Source organism: Bradyrhizobium nitroreducens (assembly GCF_002776695.1).
GTDB lineage: Bacteria > Pseudomonadota > Alphaproteobacteria > Rhizobiales > Xanthobacteraceae > Bradyrhizobium > Bradyrhizobium nitroreducens.
In genome coordinates this window covers 217,219-233,671 of record NZ_LFJC01000003.1, presented here as the reverse complement: position 1 = coordinate 233,671, position 16,453 = coordinate 217,219, and the positions used below count along the sequence as shown (strand labels likewise).

At 64.8% G+C, this 16,453-nt stretch carries 21 protein-coding genes; 4 read left to right on the top strand and 17 right to left on the bottom strand.

Translation table 11 applies throughout. The annotated features are described in order from the left end of the window. From TSA1_RS01170 to motA, 17 genes are all read right to left on the bottom strand, one after another. Window positions 1–212, bottom strand: a 212-nt coding sequence (locus TSA1_RS01170; RefSeq protein ID WP_488226040.1) for a flagellin N-terminal helical domain-containing protein, incomplete at its 3' end; no start/stop codon positions are given. A gap of 265 nt (window positions 213–477) precedes the next feature. After that, window positions 478–1,218, bottom strand: coding sequence for a flagellar type III secretion system pore protein FliP (gene fliP, locus TSA1_RS01165; protein ID WP_097660223.1), 741 nt, complete (start codon window positions 1,216–1,218; stop codon window positions 478–480). Continuing rightward, the gene (locus TSA1_RS01160) at window positions 1,215–1,658 is read right to left on the bottom strand and encodes a flagellar basal body-associated FliL family protein (RefSeq protein WP_100174728.1); all 444 of its coding nucleotides are present in this window, start codon (window positions 1,656–1,658) and stop codon (window positions 1,215–1,217) included. Before TSA1_RS01160 ends, fliP begins: the two co-directional genes overlap by 4 nt. A 39-nt stretch (window positions 1,659–1,697) precedes the next feature. Continuing rightward, window positions 1,698–2,405, bottom strand: a complete 708-nt coding sequence (gene flgH / locus TSA1_RS01155; protein ID WP_100174727.1) for a flagellar basal body L-ring protein FlgH — start codon at window positions 2,403–2,405, stop codon at window positions 1,698–1,700. After that, complete coding sequence (locus TSA1_RS01150; RefSeq protein ID WP_174718683.1) at window positions 2,406–3,173, bottom strand: MotE family protein; 768 nt, start codon at window positions 3,171–3,173, stop codon at window positions 2,406–2,408. A gap of 67 nt (window positions 3,174–3,240) precedes the next feature. Further along, on the bottom strand, window positions 3,241–4,371 hold the full coding sequence (gene flgI, locus TSA1_RS01145) for a flagellar basal body P-ring protein FlgI (protein WP_100174725.1): 1,131 nt from the start codon (window positions 4,369–4,371) through the stop codon (window positions 3,241–3,243). Continuing rightward, window positions 4,368–4,844, bottom strand: coding sequence for a flagellar basal body P-ring formation chaperone FlgA (gene flgA / locus TSA1_RS01140; protein ID WP_100174724.1), 477 nt, complete (start codon window positions 4,842–4,844; stop codon window positions 4,368–4,370). Before flgA ends, flgI begins: the two co-directional genes overlap by 4 nt. Before the next feature lie 13 nt (window positions 4,845–4,857). Then, entirely contained in the window at window positions 4,858–5,646 is a 789-nt protein-coding gene (flgG, locus tag TSA1_RS01135; RefSeq protein ID WP_063201481.1) for a flagellar basal-body rod protein FlgG, read from the bottom strand. A gap of 18 nt (window positions 5,647–5,664) precedes the next feature. Further along, window positions 5,665–5,994, bottom strand: a complete 330-nt coding sequence (gene fliE, locus TSA1_RS01130) for a flagellar hook-basal body complex protein FliE (protein ID WP_100174723.1) — start codon at window positions 5,992–5,994, stop codon at window positions 5,665–5,667. Between the two features lie 2 nt (window positions 5,995–5,996). Continuing rightward, a complete protein-coding gene (gene flgC / locus TSA1_RS01125) occupies window positions 5,997–6,413 on the bottom strand; it encodes a flagellar basal body rod protein FlgC (RefSeq protein ID WP_100174722.1) in 417 nt (138 codons plus the stop codon). Between the two features lie 11 nt (window positions 6,414–6,424). Beyond that, complete coding sequence (gene flgB / locus TSA1_RS01120) at window positions 6,425–6,805, bottom strand: flagellar basal body rod protein FlgB (protein WP_245448068.1); 381 nt, start codon at window positions 6,803–6,805, stop codon at window positions 6,425–6,427. Between the two features lie 85 nt (window positions 6,806–6,890). Beyond that, window positions 6,891–7,976, bottom strand: a complete 1,086-nt coding sequence (gene flhB, locus TSA1_RS01115; protein WP_100174721.1) for a flagellar biosynthesis protein FlhB — start codon at window positions 7,974–7,976, stop codon at window positions 6,891–6,893. 13 nt (window positions 7,977–7,989) lie between these two features. Continuing rightward, window positions 7,990–9,030, bottom strand: a complete 1,041-nt coding sequence (locus TSA1_RS01110) for a flagellar motor switch protein FliG (RefSeq protein ID WP_097660213.1) — start codon at window positions 9,028–9,030, stop codon at window positions 7,990–7,992. A gap of 2 nt (window positions 9,031–9,032) precedes the next feature. Next, window positions 9,033–9,422, bottom strand: a complete 390-nt coding sequence (gene fliN, locus TSA1_RS01105) for a flagellar motor switch protein FliN (protein WP_100174720.1) — start codon at window positions 9,420–9,422, stop codon at window positions 9,033–9,035. Window positions 9,423–9,498: 76 nt separating this feature from the next. After that, window positions 9,499–9,813 (bottom strand): hypothetical protein, encoded by a 315-nt coding sequence (locus tag TSA1_RS01100; RefSeq protein ID WP_100174719.1) that lies wholly within the window; start codon window positions 9,811–9,813, stop codon window positions 9,499–9,501. Next, window positions 9,794–10,735, bottom strand: a complete 942-nt coding sequence (locus TSA1_RS01095) for a flagellar motor switch protein FliM (RefSeq protein ID WP_100180908.1) — start codon at window positions 10,733–10,735, stop codon at window positions 9,794–9,796. Before TSA1_RS01095 ends, TSA1_RS01100 begins: the two co-directional genes overlap by 20 nt. Further along, on the bottom strand, window positions 10,735–11,631 hold the full coding sequence (gene motA, locus TSA1_RS01090; RefSeq protein ID WP_097660210.1) for a flagellar motor stator protein MotA: 897 nt from the start codon (window positions 11,629–11,631) through the stop codon (window positions 10,735–10,737). Before motA ends, TSA1_RS01095 begins: the two co-directional genes overlap by 1 nt. Window positions 11,632–11,774: 143 nt before the next feature. Between motA and TSA1_RS01085 the strand changes: the two genes are divergently transcribed. The 4 genes from TSA1_RS01085 to TSA1_RS01070 all read left to right on the top strand — a co-directional run bounded on the left by TSA1_RS01085 (window position 11,775) and on the right by TSA1_RS01070 (window position 16,259). Continuing rightward, window positions 11,775–12,560, top strand: coding sequence for a DUF1217 domain-containing protein (locus tag TSA1_RS01085; protein WP_100174718.1), 786 nt, complete (start codon window positions 11,775–11,777; stop codon window positions 12,558–12,560). Window positions 12,561–12,563: 3 nt separating this feature from the next. After that, a complete protein-coding gene (flgF, locus tag TSA1_RS01080) occupies window positions 12,564–13,292 on the top strand; it encodes a flagellar basal-body rod protein FlgF (RefSeq protein WP_100174717.1) in 729 nt (242 codons plus the stop codon). 42 nt (window positions 13,293–13,334) lie between these two features. After that, window positions 13,335–14,660, top strand: coding sequence for a flagellar protein export ATPase FliI (fliI, locus tag TSA1_RS01075; protein WP_100174716.1), 1,326 nt, complete (start codon window positions 13,335–13,337; stop codon window positions 14,658–14,660). 963 nt (window positions 14,661–15,623) lie between these two features. Continuing rightward, window positions 15,624–16,259, top strand: a complete 636-nt coding sequence (locus tag TSA1_RS01070) for a MarR family winged helix-turn-helix transcriptional regulator (protein ID WP_100174715.1) — start codon at window positions 15,624–15,626, stop codon at window positions 16,257–16,259. Window positions 16,260–16,453: the final 194 nt, after the last annotated feature.

Below are 16,453 nucleotides of genomic sequence, written 5' to 3'. Positions count from 1 at the left end.
GCCGACAGACCGAGCGAGTCGGAGACGGCGGAGAGCGCGGCGTTGTCGGCGCGCATCGAGGTCGCGATCGACCAGTAGGCGGCGTTGTCCGCGGCGGTGGCCACGCGCTGACCGGTGGAGATCCGGCTCTGCGTGGTGGAGAGTTGCGAGCTGACAGACCGCAAGGTCTGGAGCGCGGTCATGGCGGACGAGTTCGTGAGCAGGCTTGACATTGCGAATGTCCCTTTATGTACGCGTTACATTTTCATCAGGGGACATACCGGACTTGCACCGGTACGGAGGGGCGGCATCATGCCTTTGGACTGATAGGGGTGGGGTCCAACCCGCCGTGCCGCATTGCTAACACGCCGAATCTTGCTTCCGGATTAAGATCGGATTGAATTCTTCAGCAATATCAGATGGTTAATATTACCCACCGCTAACCATAGCGCGGTACTTTTCGCTAACCATGACGGGGCGCCAGGCGATCGCCGCGGTCTACGAGAACGAGCGCACCAGTCCGGACGCGAGCAGATTCCAGCCGTCGATCAGCACGAAGAACAGCATCTTGAACGGCAGCGCGAGGATCGTCGGCGGCATCATCATCATGCCCATCGACATGGTCAGCGTTGCCACGATCATGTCGATCACGAGGAACGGCAGGATGATGAGGAATCCGATCTCGAACGAGCGCCTCAGCTCGGAGATCATGAAAGCCGGGATGATCACGCGCAGATCGACGCGCTTGTCGTCGAACTTCTTGCGGAAGCTCTCTGCGGCGAGCGACTCGAAGGTCTGCAGATCCTTGTCGCGGACATGGGCGAGCATGAACTCGCGGAACGGATCGGTGATCTTCAGATAGGCCTGCTCTTCCGAGATCTCGTTCTTCATCAGCGGCTGGACGCCGGTCTCCCAGGCGCGGTCGAAGGTCGGCGCCATCACGTAGAAAGTCATGAACAGCGCGAGGCTGATCAGCACCAGATTGGCCGGCGTGGTCTGCAGGCCGAGCCCGGCGCGCAGGAACGACAGCGCGACCGCAAACCGCGTGAAGCTCGTGACCATGATGAGCAGCCCCGGCGCCACCGACAGCACCGTGATCAGGGCCATCAGCTGGATGATGCGGCCGCTGGTCGAGCCGTTTCCGGGCGGCAGCAGCGAGTTGAGGTCCGGGATCTGGGCGAGCGCCACTTCGGGCAGCACCACCAGGACCAACGCGAGCAGCAGGACTCTCACTCTCACTGGATCACCAAGGTCTCAATGATCAATTCGCGGATCTTGCCCGACGAGCGGATGTTGGCGCGCTCGGTCAGGTCGTCGCGCAGGTGCTGGAGCCCGCGCGAGCCCTCGAACTGTGCAACCGACGCCGACCGCAGGTAAGTGACGATGTCTTCGCTGATATGCGCGGCGAGGATGCCGGCCTCCTCGTCGTTCATGCTCTCGGTCACCATGGAGGCTTCGATGCGGGCCCAATTGTTGGCGGGCGCGCCGAGATTGGTCACGATCGGAGACAATTTCCGCAAGCGCGCGCTGCCGGCGTAGCTCGACGCGATCGGCGGCGGGGTCGCGCTCTTCTTCGCGTCGGCGACGCGCTCGGCGGTCGCAAACAGATGCAGCCCGGCCAGCGCGCCCGCGCCGATCGCGACAAGGGTCAGCACCACGATGGCCGCGATCAGGCGCATGACGTCCCCTGCCCTCGCCCGGCCTTGCCGGCGCGAACTTCAGAATGGTGCCACGGCGTCATAGATCCGATGTCCCCATCCAGGCTGCTGCACGTCGGACAGATTTCCGCGACCGCCATAGGACACGCGCGCCTCGGCGATCTTCTCGTAGGAGATCGTGTTGGTGCGCGAGATATCGCGCGGACGCACGATGCCGCCGACGTTGAGCACGCGCATCTCCGTGTTGACGCGAAATTCCTGCGAGCCGCTGATCATCATATTGCCGTTCGGCAACACGTCGGTGACGATGGCGGCGATCGAGAGCTTGATGTCCTCGGTGCGGTCGATCTGGCCGTTGCCCTTGATCTGGGTGTTGGTGCTGAGATTGGCGTTGGCCGATCCCTTGTCGCTCCACCCGGCGACGTCCATCAGCCAGTCGAGCCCGAACTTGACCTGCGAATCGCGCGAGCGGCCGGTCTTGTTGTCGAGCTTGGCCTTGTCCTGCATCGAGATGATGACGGTCACGACATCGCCGGTGCGCCGGGCGCGCGGATCGCGGTAGAGATCGGTGCCGTCGTCCCAGGTCGAGCGATAGCTGACCGGCGTGCGCATGCGCGGCGTCACCGGGATCGGTTCGGCCTGGGTCCGGAGGCCGCTGCCGACCGGCGACATTTGCGGGCCGGTCAGGACCTCGGCCGGATCATGCAGGCACCCGGCCAGCAGCACGGACGTCAGGACGAGCGGGAGGATGAGGATCGGCTTCTTCATCTATTTGGTCTTTCCGTCGTCCACGCGACGCATCCCGCCGAGCAAATCGGCAAGATGCGCCGCGCGTGCCGTATCCATCTCGTTGAAGATCGCGCTCGAGCTCCTCGGGCTGAGCTTGGCGAGCACGGCGGCGGCCGTCTCGTCCGCCATGCCGGCAATCTGGGTCGCCGCGGCGTCGGGCTTCATGCGCGAATAGATCTCGACGACGCTCGCTTCGGCCTTCTTCAGGAAGTCGTCGCGCAGCGCCATCCACTGCTCGTATTCGGCGCGCTTGGCTTCGACCTCGGCAATCCGCTCGCGGAGCAGGGTCTCGGCCTTTTGCAGCTCCTTGAGCTGCCAGGCCAGCCTCGCATCGGCGGCGGGATCGGCGACGTTGCTGCAGAACAGCGCGACCTCGTTGTCCGGGGATGCCGCGGCCTGCGGCGGCGCGGGCTTCGGCGGCGCCGTCACGCTGCCGGGTTTGGCCGGACGTACCGGCGCGGGCGCCGGTGCAGGCGCTGGCGTCTCGGCAGCGGGCACCGCGCCGGTGACCGCGGGGCCCGGGTCTTCGGCGGCCCACGCGGTGGCGCGGATCGAGGCATTGTCGCCCGGCGCCGTCGTGACCGGTTGCGGCTTCTGCGGTCCGGCTGCGCGGGCGCGCGCGAAGGAGAGCAGATTGAGCGGCTTCGACGGCTTGGCCTCGTCCAGGGCGAGCACGGTCGACGCGCTCGCGAGCAATGATGCCGCGACCAGCAGGAGGAGTTTGGCTTTGTGATCCAGCTTCAGCATCGGGCCGCGTGCGATTCTCGCCTCAGACCTCAGCATTGAGCGACCAAGCTTGCACGACGCTTGTGCATCATTGCACGATGACGTCGGCCTGGAGCGCGCCGGCCGTCTTGATCGCCTGGAGGATGGCGATGATGCCCGACGGCTTGAGGCCGATCTGGTTCAGCCCGCGCACCAGGCGCTGCAGATCGACCCCGCTGAGGATCGCCACCTGCGATCCGGCCTCGTTGGCCTCGACCACGGTCTGCGGGACGACCACCGTCTGGCCTCGCGAGAACGGCGCCGGCTGCGACACCACGGGCATCTCCGTGACGCGGACCGTCAAATTGCCGTGCGTCACCGCAACGGTCGATATCCGCACGTCGCGCCCGATCACGACCGTGCCGGTGCGCTCGTTGATCACAACCCGCGCCGGCGTGTCCGGCTCGACCGTCAGCTCGCCGATCTCGGCGAGGAAGCGGACAGGGCCGATGTGGCGCGGCTTCGACAGCACGATGGTGCGGTAGTCGCGCTCGAAAGCGATCTGCGCGCGATAACGTCCGCCGGCAAAGCGGTTGATGGCGTCGAGGATGCGCGTTGCGGTGACGAAGTCCGGATTCTTGAGCTGCAGCACCAGGAACTCCATCTCGTGGAGACTTCCCTGCACCTCCCGCTCGACCAGCGCCCCATTCGGAATGCGCCCGGCGGTCGGCGTGCCCTGGCTGACATTCTGCGCCTGGCCGCCGACGCTGTAACCGGCGACCGTGATCGCGCCCTGCGCCACCGCATAGACCGCGCCGTCCGCCGCGCGCAGCGAGGTCATCACCAGCGTGCCGCCGAGCAGCGAGGTCGCGTCTCCGAGCGACGACACCGTGACGTCCATGCGCTCGCCGGGCCCGATCGAAGGCGTCAGGTCCGCAGTCACCATCACGGCCGCGACGTTACGGGTGCGCAGCGTCGTCGGACGCGGGGGATTGTTGGTGCTCGTGGTCTCGTTCCTGACGTTGATGCCCATGTTTTCGAGCATCGATTGCAGGGACTGCTCCGTGAAGGGAGCGTTGCGAAGCGTATCGCCGGTGCCGTTCAGGCCGATGACGAGGCCGTAGCCGACGATCTGGTTTTCGCGCAAGCCCTTGATGTCCGCGATGTCCTTGATGCGGACGGCGGCATGGGCGCTGACCGCCGAAAGCAGCAGGGCGAACGCAAGCAGGATTCTGGTCATGACCCGTCCATGACCTTCACGGTGCCGTCGGGCTGGACCACGCCCCTGATGATCACCCCTGTATCCGTGTTGCGCACCGGGATCAGCGCGCCGGCCGCACCCGATTGCATCGCCGAACCGTAAGTGACGATGGACAGGCCGCTGTCTTCCACCACGACCTTGACCATGGCGCCGCGAGCGACGGTCCAGGGATCTTCCACCGCATTGCTGGGAATCGGCTGGCCCGGCAACAGCGCGCGCCGCGCCATGCGGCCGACCAGCACCTGGCGTCCTTCGATGAACATGGCAACGCCGAGCAGGCTCGGGGCGAAAGCGCGCTCGGTGATCATGTCGTCCCGGATCAGCTCGCCGGCGCGGATCGAAACCGCCGGCACCGGCAGCCGCTTCTCCTCGGCCACGGCGCAGCGCACCGAGGCCAGAAGCAGCAGCACGGCGGCCAACCCGCGCATGATCAGGCCCACCCTGTTCAACATCGAGACACCGGAACTAGCGCATGCCCTTCGAGACGGTCTGGGCCATTTCGTCCGAGGCCTGGATGACCTTGGCGTTCATTTCGTAGGCGCGCTGCGCCGAGATCAACTCGGTGATTTCCTTGACCGGATCGACGTTCGAGGCTTCGAGATATTTCTGGTTGATCTTGCCGTAGCCAGAATCACCCGGCAGGCCGACGACCGGCGTGCCGGACGCCGTTGTCTCCTTGTAGAGATTGCCGCCCAGCGGCTCCAGGCCCGCTTCGTTGGCGAAGTTGGCGAGGTTGAGCTGGCCGATCTGGCGCGGGTTCACTTCCGTGTCGAGCTTGGCGAACACCTGGCCGGTGGCGTTGACCGTGACCTCGACCGTTCCCTGCGGCACCGTGATCGCGGGATCCAGCAGGTAGCCGTCGATCGTGACGAGCTGGCCGTTGGCATTGGTATTGAACGAGCCCGCGCGGGTGTATTGCACCTCGTTGTTGGGGCCGAGCACCTGAAACCAGCCGCGGCCGTTGATCGCCATGTCGTAGGGATTGCCGGTCTGCGTCAGCGCGCCCTGGATGTGCAGCTTGCGGATCGCCGCCGACTTGACGCCGAGGCCGAGATTGGCGCCCTCCGGAATTGGCGAGGAGCCGTTGACGTTGGCGACGCCCTGCATGCGGTCCATCTGATAGAACAGGTCGGTGAACTCCGCGCGCGCACGCTTGTACGACGTCGAGTTGATGTTCGCGATGTTGTTCGCGATGACTTCGATGTTGGTCTGCTGGGCGTTCATGCCCGTGGCCGCAATGGCAAGCGATTTCACTTAATCCACTCCTTCAGATCAAATCGACATCCGAACGACTTCTTGATAGGCCTGCACGACCTTGTCACGGACCGCGACCGCCGTCTGCAGGGCCTGCTCCGCCGACATCAGCGCCTCCACGACCTTGCGTGTCGATTCCTTGCCCTGCATCGCCGAGATCGACGCCGCTTCGCCCGCCTTCAGCGTTCCGATCGCGTCGCTCGTCACCTGCTTCATCACCGATTCGAAGCCGACGTCGTCGCCGGACTGGATCGGTACCGTCACCGCAGGCGAGATGGCCTGCGTCTCGGTCGCGCGTGTCGCGGCCTGTCCTGCGGAGATCGCCGTGGATGAAATCGCCTCAAGCATTGTCAGCTCCTTAGGAGGTCGATGGTCATACCGAGCATCGACCTCACCTGTTTCACGACCTGGAGGTTGGCTTCATAGGAGCGGTTGACTTCCCGCATGTCGGCCATCTCGATCATCATGTTGACGTTGGGCAGCTTGACGTAGCCGGCCTTGTCGGCGGCGGGATGCCCGGGATCGTACTCGACGCGGTACGGCGTGGTGTCGACGCCGATCTCCTTGACCTTCGCGAGCTGCGAGCCCGAGGCACGGTCCATCGCGGCATCGAAGGTGATGGTCTTGCGCTGATAGGGGTCGGCACCCGCGGTGCGCCCGGTCGAGGTCGCGTTCGCGAGGTTCTCCGAGACGATGCGCATGCGCGTCGACTGCGCTTCGAGCCCGGAGCTTGCAACCGTCAGAGATGCGCTCAGTGAGTCCAGCATGTCAGTTCACCTCAGGCCTTCGCACCGGCCAGGACCATGCGGTGGAACGACCGCACGATCGCCGAATTCATCGAATAGTCGCGATTGACGTCGCTGCCCTTGATCATTTCCTGCTCGAGGCTGACGGAGTTGCCGGAGTGAACCACTTCCCAGCTGTCCTTCTTCGCGGTCGCGCGCGTGTCGGTCTCGGCCGCGGACAGCTGCATGTGCGACGGCGACGTCGTGGCGAGCCTCACCGGCATGCCGTCGAGCACCTTGTTGAACGGCTCGACGTCGCGCGCCCTGAAGCCCGGCGTGTTGGCGTTGGCGACGTTGGTGGCGATGGTCGACTGGCGGAGCTCGAGGTAGCGCGCCTGCGACGATGCGAGTTCGAAGAGATAAAGCGGTCCCACGACAGCCCCGTTCTGGTCAATTCGGGGAGAGCCTAGGGCGTTAAGCTTTCGTCAAGCTGTTGGGCCGGACGTCGTCCTCGGAATTCTACTGAACCTTCTCGGTCCGCGGTGCCTGCTTCGACTGGAGGAAGTAGATGATCTCGGCGACAGGGCGGAAGAATTCCGCCGGGATCACCTGATCGACCTGCACCGCCTCGTAGAGTGCGCGCGCCAGCGCCTTGTTCTCGATCACCGGAATCCGGTTCTGCTCGGCGACTTCGCGGATCTTCAGAGCGATCACGTCCACGCCCTTGGCCACAACGAGCGGCGCGGGGTTCTCCTCACGCTGGTAGCGCAGAGCGATCGCGAAATGCGTCGGGTTCGCGATCACCAGCGTCGCGCGCGCAGCGGAGGCGATCATGCGTTGCCGCGAGCGGTCGCGCGCCAGCGAGCGGAGGCGCGCCTTGACCAGCGGATCGCCCTCGGCCTGCTTGTGCTCGTCCTTGATCTCCTGCTTGGTCATGCGCAGCTCGCGCCGCCAGTGGAAGCGCGCCCAGGCGAGATCGATCGCGACCAGCACGATGGTCGCGATGCAGATCGCCGAGACGATCCGCATCGCGATGTTCAGGATCATCTCCGGCAGCGCGACCGGATCGGTGTACATCGCCTCGAATGCCTTCGCCTCCGACGCGCGCAAGACGAAGACGACCACGGAGGTCACCGCCGCCAGCTTGAACAGCGACTTGGCGAACTCGACGAGGCCACGCGTTCCGAACAGCCGGCTCCAGCCGCCGATCGGAGAGATCCGCGACAATTCCGGCTTGATGCGCTCCAGCACGAAGCGCGGCGCGTTTTGCAGCAGCGAGGAGGCGAGCCCGAACACCATGAGGATGACGACCAGCGGCACCAGGAAGCGCAGCGCCTGCAGGCCGACCACGGTGAGCAGGTTCTGCGCGTCCGCGCCGGTGGAGAGCGGGAAGCCTTCCGGATCGTCGAGCAGGCTCGTCAAGGTCGGCGTCAATTGCTGCACGCCTTGACCGATCAGGAACGCCATGATGACCAGCAGCGCGGCCATCGAGGCGAACATGGAGGCCTCCCGAGAGACCGGGATCCTGCCCTGTTCGAGCGCATCACGGACTTTCTTCTCGGTCGGCTCTTCTGTTTTGCTCTCCTGATCGGATGATTCTGCCATGCCCGTTCAGCGGTCAGCGGAAGACCAGCTCATCCTCCTGCTCGGGGTTGAGCTCGATTTCGCCCTTCTCCGCAAGGTCGAGCGCGAGATCTGTGATCACGCGCCGCGCCTCCAGCACGTCGCGCTGGTTCGAGGGTTCGCCGATGGCGAGCTCGTGCTCCACGACGCGGCGGACGCGCGATGCGACCGAGGACAGGATCAGCTCCCGGAAGTGCTTGTCGGTACCCTTCAGTGCGATGACGATGCGGTCGGTCGGCACCTGGTCGAAGATCATGGTGCGCGCCTTCGGCGTGAGGTTGGTGACGTCGTCGAAGGTGAACAGCAGCTCCTTCAGCACTTCGGCCGACTTCGGCCGCTTCTCCGACAGGCTCTTGAGCATGTCCTCGATATGGCCGCGCTCCATCTTGTTGATGATGTCGGCGACACGGGCATAGGTGTCGGCGCCGAGATTGCGGGCGAAATTGAGCGTCAGGTCCTCGTGCAGCGTCTTCTCGAGCACCTTCATCGCATCGTCGACGATCGGCTTGAGGCTGAGCACGCGTCGCATCAGCTCGTTGCGCAGGCTCGAGGGCAGCTGGCTCATCACCTTGGCGGCACAGGACGGCTTGACCTTGGACAGGATCAGCGCCGCGGTCTGCGGATGCTCCTTGGAGAGGTAGGTCGCCAGCGAGTTTTCCGACACCGACGAGACGCGATCCCACACCGACCGGCTCGAATTGCCGAGCAGGTCGGTCATGATCGCCGAGACCTGGTCGGCCGGAAGCACGTCGCCGAGCACGGCCTCCAGGCCACCGATGGTGCCGAGAATGTTGGCGCCCATCGAGAACTGCTGGGCGAACTCCTCGACGATCCCCTCGAGCTCCTGCGCCGTGATCGGCCGCAGCTCGGCCGCGGCCTTGGTGACGACGCGGATTTCCTGCGGCTCGAACTGCGAGAGCACGCTCGCGGCCGCCTGCCGACCCATGGCCAGCAGGAGCGCGGCGACCTTTTCCGTTCCACCGAGCGTGGCAACGCCTCGCTGCTTGACGGGAGCGATGCCGACCTGTGCAGCCATGGTCAGCTATCGCCCTGCCCCAGCGGCCCGACAATCTCCGTGAGCGAGACGCCGAAGCGGGAATTGTCCTCTTCGACGACGACCACCTCGCCGCGCGCGACGATGCGGCCGTTGACGACGACATCGACGGGCTCGCCGACCCGGTGGTCGAGCGGAACCACGGCGCCGCGGCCTAGCTTCATGAGGTTCGCGACCGGAATGGTCGCCGATCCCAGCACCACCTGCATGGTGACGGGAATGCGCAGGATGGCATCGACGTTGGCGAACTTGCCACTCTCCTCAGCCGTGCGCGCGGCGATTTCCGCGAGCCGCTCCAGCGGAGTCGTGTCGGTATGCCCCTCGTCGCCGGCAGGTGCTCGCGTGGCAGAGTCATAGTCGAAGGATTGCGCCATCTGGTATCGCCTCTTGGTATTTCCGCTCCCGGAGCGCCCTAGCGTTCCGCTCGTATTGGTTCTGCCGGCTTCGATTTCAGTGCTTGTTCACTTCAGTGCCGCCGGCGGTCGTGGCCGGCGCCAGCCCGCTGCGGGCATCGAGCGCGGCGATCGCCTCATGGGCCTGGTCGATCTTGGTGCTCAGCACGTTGGCGAGCCGCCCGAGATTGGCGGTGGAATCATGCGCCGCGGTGATGACCGTGTCGAAGGCGCCCGCCGTCTCGTGCACGATGGTGGAGAACTCGCCCTGGTAGCTGCGCAGCCGCGCCAGCTCGCGGTGCATCCGCGTCACCCGCATGCTGGTGAAGGCGAGCGCGATCAGCAGCACGGCATCAACGAGATAGGATATCATCGACGAACTCCCGTTTCTGGTCGACGGGATCGGCCACCTGCATGGCGTAATAGCCATCAAGCTGGCCGATCTGACACCAGAACAGCACCTGATTGTTGCTCTCGAGGCGGGCCAGCGTGCGCGGCGTCGCCTCCAGCTCCAGAACCTGCCCGACCTTGAACTTCACGACGTCCTCGAGCGAGATCATCTTCTCGTCGAGCACGGCACTCAGCGTCACCTCGGTACGTTGGACCTCGCTCTCCATCTGCTCGCGCCAGCGCGGATCGGTCGTGCGGCCGTCGCTGGCGGTGACGGTTGCAAGCTTCTGCCTGAGCGGGTTGAGCGCGGAGTGCGGAATGATCAGGAACATCTGACCGCCGCGGTAGAGCGCCTGCACCATCATGTTCGCGCAGATGGACATGTTGCTGGCGCGTCCGATCGCCAGCGACGCCATCGCGGTCTCGACACGCTCGACGCGGAAGGTGACGTTGGACGTTCCGGCGAAGGCGCCCTGCAGCGCCTTGGCAAAGCGCTCGAACAGCGCCTGGACCAGCCGGATCTCGATGTTCGAGAACGTGCGTTCGACGTCGAGCGGCGGTTCCGCGCCGTCGGATCCGAACATCGCCTCGACCATCGTGAACACGAAGTCGCGGTCCAGCATGATGATGACGCGCGAATCCCACTGCTCGGCATAGAGCACCGCGGCGACCGCGTTACCCTCGTAGTCCTTGATGATGTCGCCGAGAGGATCGTTGGTGATGCCGTTGACCGAGAAATAGCACGGCGTTCCGGCCATCGGCTGCAGGCTGTCGGTGCACGATGCCGCCATGCGATCGAAGATCACATTGAGCATCGGCATGCGTTCGATCGAGATGCCGGCAGCGTCCAGCAGATAGTTCGGGAGCTGCTTCTTCTGATCGACGCCGACGTCGTCTTCCATCATCATGCGCGGGCCGCCTTCGGTTCAGCATCGGACACGACGGCCTTGGGACCTGCGATCGTCTCGTTCTCGACGACGTCGATCGAGGGCCGCTCGCTGCTCGCGATCATCTTGCGGCCGTGCTCGACGGCGATCTGCGGCATGGCGCCGTTCATGAAGGCCAGCAGCGTCTGCTTGACGATGATGTAGGGGCGGCACTTCTTCTCGCGCGTCATCTTGATCTTGATCGCGAAGGGCGAAAGGACGCCATAGGACAGGAAGATGCCGGCGAAGGTGCCGACTAGGGCCGCGCCGATGAAGCCGCCCAGCAACTTCGGGGACTGGTCGAGCGCGCCCATCGCCTTGATGACGCCGAGCACGGCGGCGACGATGCCGAGCGCCGGCAGTGCCTCGGAGACCGTCACCAGCGCATGATAGGGCGCCAGCTTGCCCTTCACGATGGTGTGGATCTCCTCGTCCATCAGCGCCTCGATCTCGTGGGTGCGCGCATTGCCCATGATGATGAGGCGGACATAGTCGCAGATGAACTGGAGCAGCGAGGGATCTCCGAGCACGCTCGGAAACGCCTTGAAGATCTCGGAAGAGGCGGGATCGTCGATATGCGCCTCGACCTCGTTGCGGCCCTTGCCGCGCAGCTCGCGCATCAGGGCGTGGAGCGCCCCGAGCAGATCAAGGTAGTAGCGCTGGCCCGGCACCGCGCCGGTGATGGCCTGCATGCAGGCGACGCCGGTATCCACGACCGTCTTCCACGGATTGGCCACGATGAAGGTGCCGACCGCGGTTCCCATGATGATCACGAATTCCCACGGCTGCATCAGCACGCCCAGGTGCCCGCCCATGGCGGCAAATCCACCGAGCAGCGCCGCTACCGTGATGAAAACCCCCACGAAACTGCCCAACGCGCCGCTCCATCGCCGATCCCATCGGGAATATCTAGTCGGCGAGCCTTGCGCGAAGCTGGCTTCCTGCCTCGCCAGCCTCGCGCAAGCAATCGGCGGCAGCTTGTGGCGGCGTCGCAACAGCGGCCGGAGGGGCGCCTGTCATGCTATCCACCATCGCGGACTACACCAGACTGACCCAGGACATGGGCAAATCGCTGACGCAGGTCGCGACGCAGCCGGATGTCAGCCGCGAGACCGATTACTTCCTGAGCCATATTGGCAACGTGAAGACGATCGACGACTTCCTGAAGGACTATCGCCTCTACTCCTACGCGATGAAGGCCTATGGCCTCAGCGACATGACCTACGCCAAGGCGTTCATGCGCAAGGTGCTGACCGAGGGTGTCGCGAACAAGGACACCTTCGCCAACAAGCTGACCGACACCCGCTACCGGGAATTCGCCGCCGCCTTCAATTTCGCCGCCCTCGGCAGCAATGCGACGCAGACCACCCAGGCCACGACCGGGACGGCGACCCATTACGTCACGCAGACGATGGAGCAGAAGGCCGGCGACCAGAACGAGGGCCTGCGGCTGGCGCTCTATTTCACCCGCAAGGCGTCCACGATCACGACCGCCTACCAGGTCCTTGCGGACAAGGCGCTGACGCAGGTGGTTCAGACCGCGCTCGGCCTGCCCTCGACGATCAGCGCGGCCGACATCGACGCCCAGGCCAAGCTGATCACGAACAAGGTCAAGCTCAGCGATTTCCAGGACCCGGCCAAGGTCACCAAATTCGTGCAGCGCTTTGCGGCGATGTGGGACGCGACCCAGGCCCAGAGCGACAGCTCGACCAATTCCGCGCTGGTCCTGATCGGCGGCGCGTCCTCGGCCAGCATGGATATCGACATGCTCTCGAAACTTCAGTCCATCCGGCTCGGAAAGTAACTCATGCAATCGGCCCTCTATGTGGGTTTGTCGGCCCAGGTCGCCCTCGAAAAGCGCCTCCAGACGATCGCCAACAACGTTGCCAACGTCAACACGGCGGCGTTCCGCACCGACGTGGTGAAGTTCGAGACCGTGCTGTCCAAGGCCGGCCCGAACCCGGTTGCCTTCTCCTCGCCCGGGGACAACATCATCTCGCGCGAGCAGGGCAACATCACCGAGAGCGGCAACCCGCTCGACGTCGCCGTGGTCGGCCAGGGCTGGATCGCCTTCGCCGGCCCGAACGGCACGGTCTATACCCGCGACGGCCGCCTCCAGATCGCCCCCAACGGCGATCTTCAGACCGTGAGCGGCTTTCCGGTCGTCGATTCCGGCGGCGCGCAGATCACGCTCGATCCCAACGGCGGACCCATTTCGATCGCGCGCAACGGCGCAATCACCCAGGACAACAACGAGATCGGCACCATCGGTCTGTTCAACATCCCGGCCGATGCCAATCTCGAGCGCTACGGCAATTCCGGCGTCACGCCGGACCGGCCCGCGACCGCCATCGCCGATTTCTCCCGCGACGGCTTCAAGCAGGGCTATGTCGAGGGCTCCGGCGCCAATCCCATGATGGAATTGACCAAGCTGATCGCGGCCTCGCGCGCCTTCGACGGCACCAATTCGATGATCGAGGGCACCGAGGGGTCGCTTCAGAACGCCATTCGGACGCTGGGCGAACCCGGCAAGTGAAGCGCGCCTTTCGCGCGTTGAAATTGAGGTTGGACTGATACCTTGAACGCTCTTCGGCAACTCGAGTGGGCGCTGCTGGAGCTTCAGCAGAGCACGCCCCTGGCAAGCGTCAGCGGCGCGATCTCCGAGATCGCGCCGACGCATTTCCGTGTCTCCGGCCTGTCGCGCTTCGTCAGGCTCGGCGAGCTCATCGGCGTCAATTCGGGCGGCAAGGCTCAGATCGGCGAAGTGGTGCGGATCGACAGCGACGGCATCGTCGCCAAGCCGTTCGACCGGCAATTCGGCGGCGGCCTCGGCTCCGTCGCCTACCGGATGCCGCCTTTGTCCTTCGCGCCCGACCCGAGCTGGAAGGGCCGCGTCATCAACGCGCTCGGCGCGCCCCTGGACGGACAGGGCCCCCTCACACCGGGATCGCGGCCGGTCTCGGCGGAGGCCGAGGCGCCTTCGGCCATGAAGCGCGCGCGCGTCCACAAGCCGCTGCGCACCGGCGTGCGCGTCATCGACCTGTTCGCACCGATCTGCGCCGGCCAGCGCGTCGGCATCTTTGCCGGCTCCGGCGTCGGCAAATCGACGCTGCTTGCGATGCTCGCCCGCAGCCAGGGTTTCGACACCGTGGTGCTGGCCCTGGTCGGCGAGCGCGGCCGCGAGGTGCGCGAGTTCATCGAGGACGTGCTGGGCAACGATCGTCAGCGCGCCGTCACCATCGTGTCGACGGGAGACGAGAGCCCGATGATGCGGCGGCTGGCGCCGAAGACGGCCATGGCGGTCGCCGAATATTTCCGCGACCGCGGCGAATCGGTCCTGCTCATGGTCGATTCGATCACACGTTTCGCCCACGCCGCCCGCGAGGTCGCGCTCGCCGCCGGCGAGCCGGCGGTCGCGCGCGGCTATGCACCGACGGTCTTCACCGATCTGCCGCGCCTGTTGGAGCGTGCCGGCCCGGGTGAGGAAGGCTCCGGCACGATCACCGGAATCTTCTCCGTGCTGGTCGATGGCGACGATCACAACGAGCCGATCGCCGACACCATCCGCAGCACGCTCGATGGACACATCGTGCTCTCTAGGCACATCGCCGACCAGGCGCGCTATCCGGCCGTCGACGTTCTGGCCTCGGTCTCCCGTCTCGCCCACAACGTCTGGGACCCCGAGGAGCGCGAATTGGTGAGCAAGCTGCGCTCCATGATCGCCAAATACGAGGACACCCGCGATCTCCGCCTGATGGGCGGCTATCAGTCGGGGCGTGATTCGGGGCTCGATCAGGCGGTCGACATGGTCCCGAGAATCTACAGCGCGATGCGGCAGGACGCTTCGGCTCCGCCGAGCGCCGACCCGTTCCGCGAGCTCCGGGACATGCTGCGGGGCGACTAGAGCATTTTCGGTTCTGATTGAATCAGAACCGAAGCTCTATATTCGTGTTTTGACGCGTTTTCTTCACGCGAACCGGTGTCCACTTCGCTCGAAGACGCTCTAGCGGGTCGGGGAGCGGACACGGCGCGCGACATGGGCCCGCGATCCGTTCCCGCGCGTTGTTTTCGACAGCAGATTGCGCATGCCGCCACGCCGCCCGCGCATGCGCCGCACGGCCCTCACCGGTTTCCATCATGGCCCGACTCCGCCACTCGGGTGAGTGGAACGGGCGGCCACGCCGGAAGCGATTGTACGGACGATTGGCGCGCCCGGCGGTCAACAACCGACGCGTGCAATTCCTGTGAGTTCCCTTGACGATTCTCGGACACCACGCACAAGTTGTGGATGACGTGCCTGTGCTCATCATCCGTGATGCACAAGCTTCGATCATTTTGTCTCGAACGCAGACAGCAAGATGCATCGCAATCAAAGCGTCGCAGAACTGAATTCACATTGCGCCCGGACAACGTATTGCATTCACTAACATGTGTCCTGAAGAGCGAGATCGTCTTGAACGTTACACTCGCCTGCGACGACATCCGGGGCTCACACGCGTCTCTACTTGATTTTGTTGAGAAGCTCATTCATCGTTTCCAACGGAATATAAGAAACGTCTGCGTGTGACTTGAACTCAGGGGCTTCGGTTGAACTATTCCGATCCATCGTCTGCTGGCGACGGCAAACCGGGCTCCCGTGCGACGACGACGCCGTTGGCATGCCAACGGCACAGTTTCCCACTCCGGAGCACGCGAGCCCCATCGCTTCCGATCGGGCGCGCTGAAATTCGTTCCTTCGAAGGAGAGCTCGACTCGATTTGCGCGCCGAACGGCTGCAACCGTTCGATGTCTTTCGGAGGATTCGCGGGCCACAACGCAAAGCGGCTTCGGGACGCCGCCGACGAAGTTCCGGGGACGAGGTAGGTTCATGCCATTGGCACGAGAAGCCGTCGAGCTGCTGGTTCAGGCGGCGAGGGCTTGGTATTTCGAAGGCAACCGGCATGGATTGCGCGATCGGGAATGGATGGCGCTGCGCTTTCTCGGCCGCGCCAACAGGTTTTCGCGCACGCCTTCCGCGCTCGCCGGCTTCATCGGCGCCACCAGAGCGACTGCATCGCAAATCGTGAAGACGCTGGAGAGCAAGTCCTTTCTGGTGCGCAAGCCGTCGCAGGAGGACAAGCGTTCCGTCGTCCTGCACGTCACCGCCCAGGGCGAAAAATGCCTGAGCCAGCACGACCCGATCAACCACGTGGTCAACGCGGTCACGGCGCTCGGCAACGACGAATGCGTCAGGCTGCGCGACTCGCTTCGCGAGGTCCTCAATCACCTCGATGCAGCACATCAGCGGCTCGACGCCAGCGTCTGCCGGGACTGCATGTTTCTCGCCGAACGCGGCCCGAGCACCTCCAAGGCACGCGCGAGCGCCGAATTCATGTGCCGCTTGTATCGCGCTCCGATCTCGCTCGAGGAGACCGAGCTGCTGTGCACCAGTTTCGAGCGCACCCGCGACCGCCCGAAGATCGAGGAGCATCTCGATCGCGCACGGATGGCGAGCCAGGGCTGAGGCGCGCGCAATTTCCGGGCGAGTCCTTGGACAAGGCTTTCGGATCATTTCGTAGCCGCTCCTTTTCTTGAAAGGTCGCGCGGCCCTCCCGTATCCCGGACACGATCCGGCGCGAAGCGCTGCTGCGTATCGCCGGAGCGCTGCGCGGCGTGCGGGGCATGGGAGCGGAGCATGGCGCACGCGCTCTCCTCCTC

Coding starts and splice junctions, on each gene's coding strand:
- flgI (WP_100174725.1), bottom strand. CDS start 4,371: ATGACCAGAATCCTGCTTGCGTTCGCCCTGCTGCTTTCGGCGGTCAGC.
- TSA1_RS01150 (WP_174718683.1), bottom strand. CDS start 3,173: ATGCTGAAGCTGGATCACAAAGCCAAACTCCTCCTGCTGGTCGCGGCA.
- TSA1_RS01100 (WP_100174719.1), bottom strand. CDS start 9,813: ATGATATCCTATCTCGTTGATGCCGTGCTGCTGATCGCGCTCGCCTTC.
- TSA1_RS01110 (WP_097660213.1), bottom strand. CDS start 9,030: ATGGCTGCACAGGTCGGCATCGCTCCCGTCAAGCAGCGAGGCGTTGCC.
- TSA1_RS01095 (WP_100180908.1), bottom strand. CDS start 10,735: ATGATGGAAGACGACGTCGGCGTCGATCAGAAGAAGCAGCTCCCGAAC.
- TSA1_RS01160 (WP_100174728.1), bottom strand. CDS start 1,658: ATGCGCCTGATCGCGGCCATCGTGGTGCTGACCCTTGTCGCGATCGGC.
- flgC (WP_100174722.1), bottom strand. CDS start 6,413: ATGCTGGACTCACTGAGCGCATCTCTGACGGTTGCAAGCTCCGGGCTC.
- flgA (WP_100174724.1), bottom strand. CDS start 4,844: ATGTTGAACAGGGTGGGCCTGATCATGCGCGGGTTGGCCGCCGTGCTG.
- flgH (WP_100174727.1), bottom strand. CDS start 2,405: ATGAAGAAGCCGATCCTCATCCTCCCGCTCGTCCTGACGTCCGTGCTG.
- fliE (WP_100174723.1), bottom strand. CDS start 5,994: ATGCTTGAGGCGATTTCATCCACGGCGATCTCCGCAGGACAGGCCGCG.
- TSA1_RS01070 (WP_100174715.1), top strand. CDS start 15,624: ATGCCATTGGCACGAGAAGCCGTCGAGCTGCTGGTTCAGGCGGCGAGG.
- flhB (WP_100174721.1), bottom strand. CDS start 7,976: ATGGCAGAATCATCCGATCAGGAGAGCAAAACAGAAGAGCCGACCGAG.
- flgF (WP_100174717.1), top strand. CDS start 12,564: ATGCAATCGGCCCTCTATGTGGGTTTGTCGGCCCAGGTCGCCCTCGAA.
- fliN (WP_100174720.1), bottom strand. CDS start 9,422: ATGGCGCAATCCTTCGACTATGACTCTGCCACGCGAGCACCTGCCGGC.
- TSA1_RS01085 (WP_100174718.1), top strand. CDS start 11,775: ATGCTATCCACCATCGCGGACTACACCAGACTGACCCAGGACATGGGC.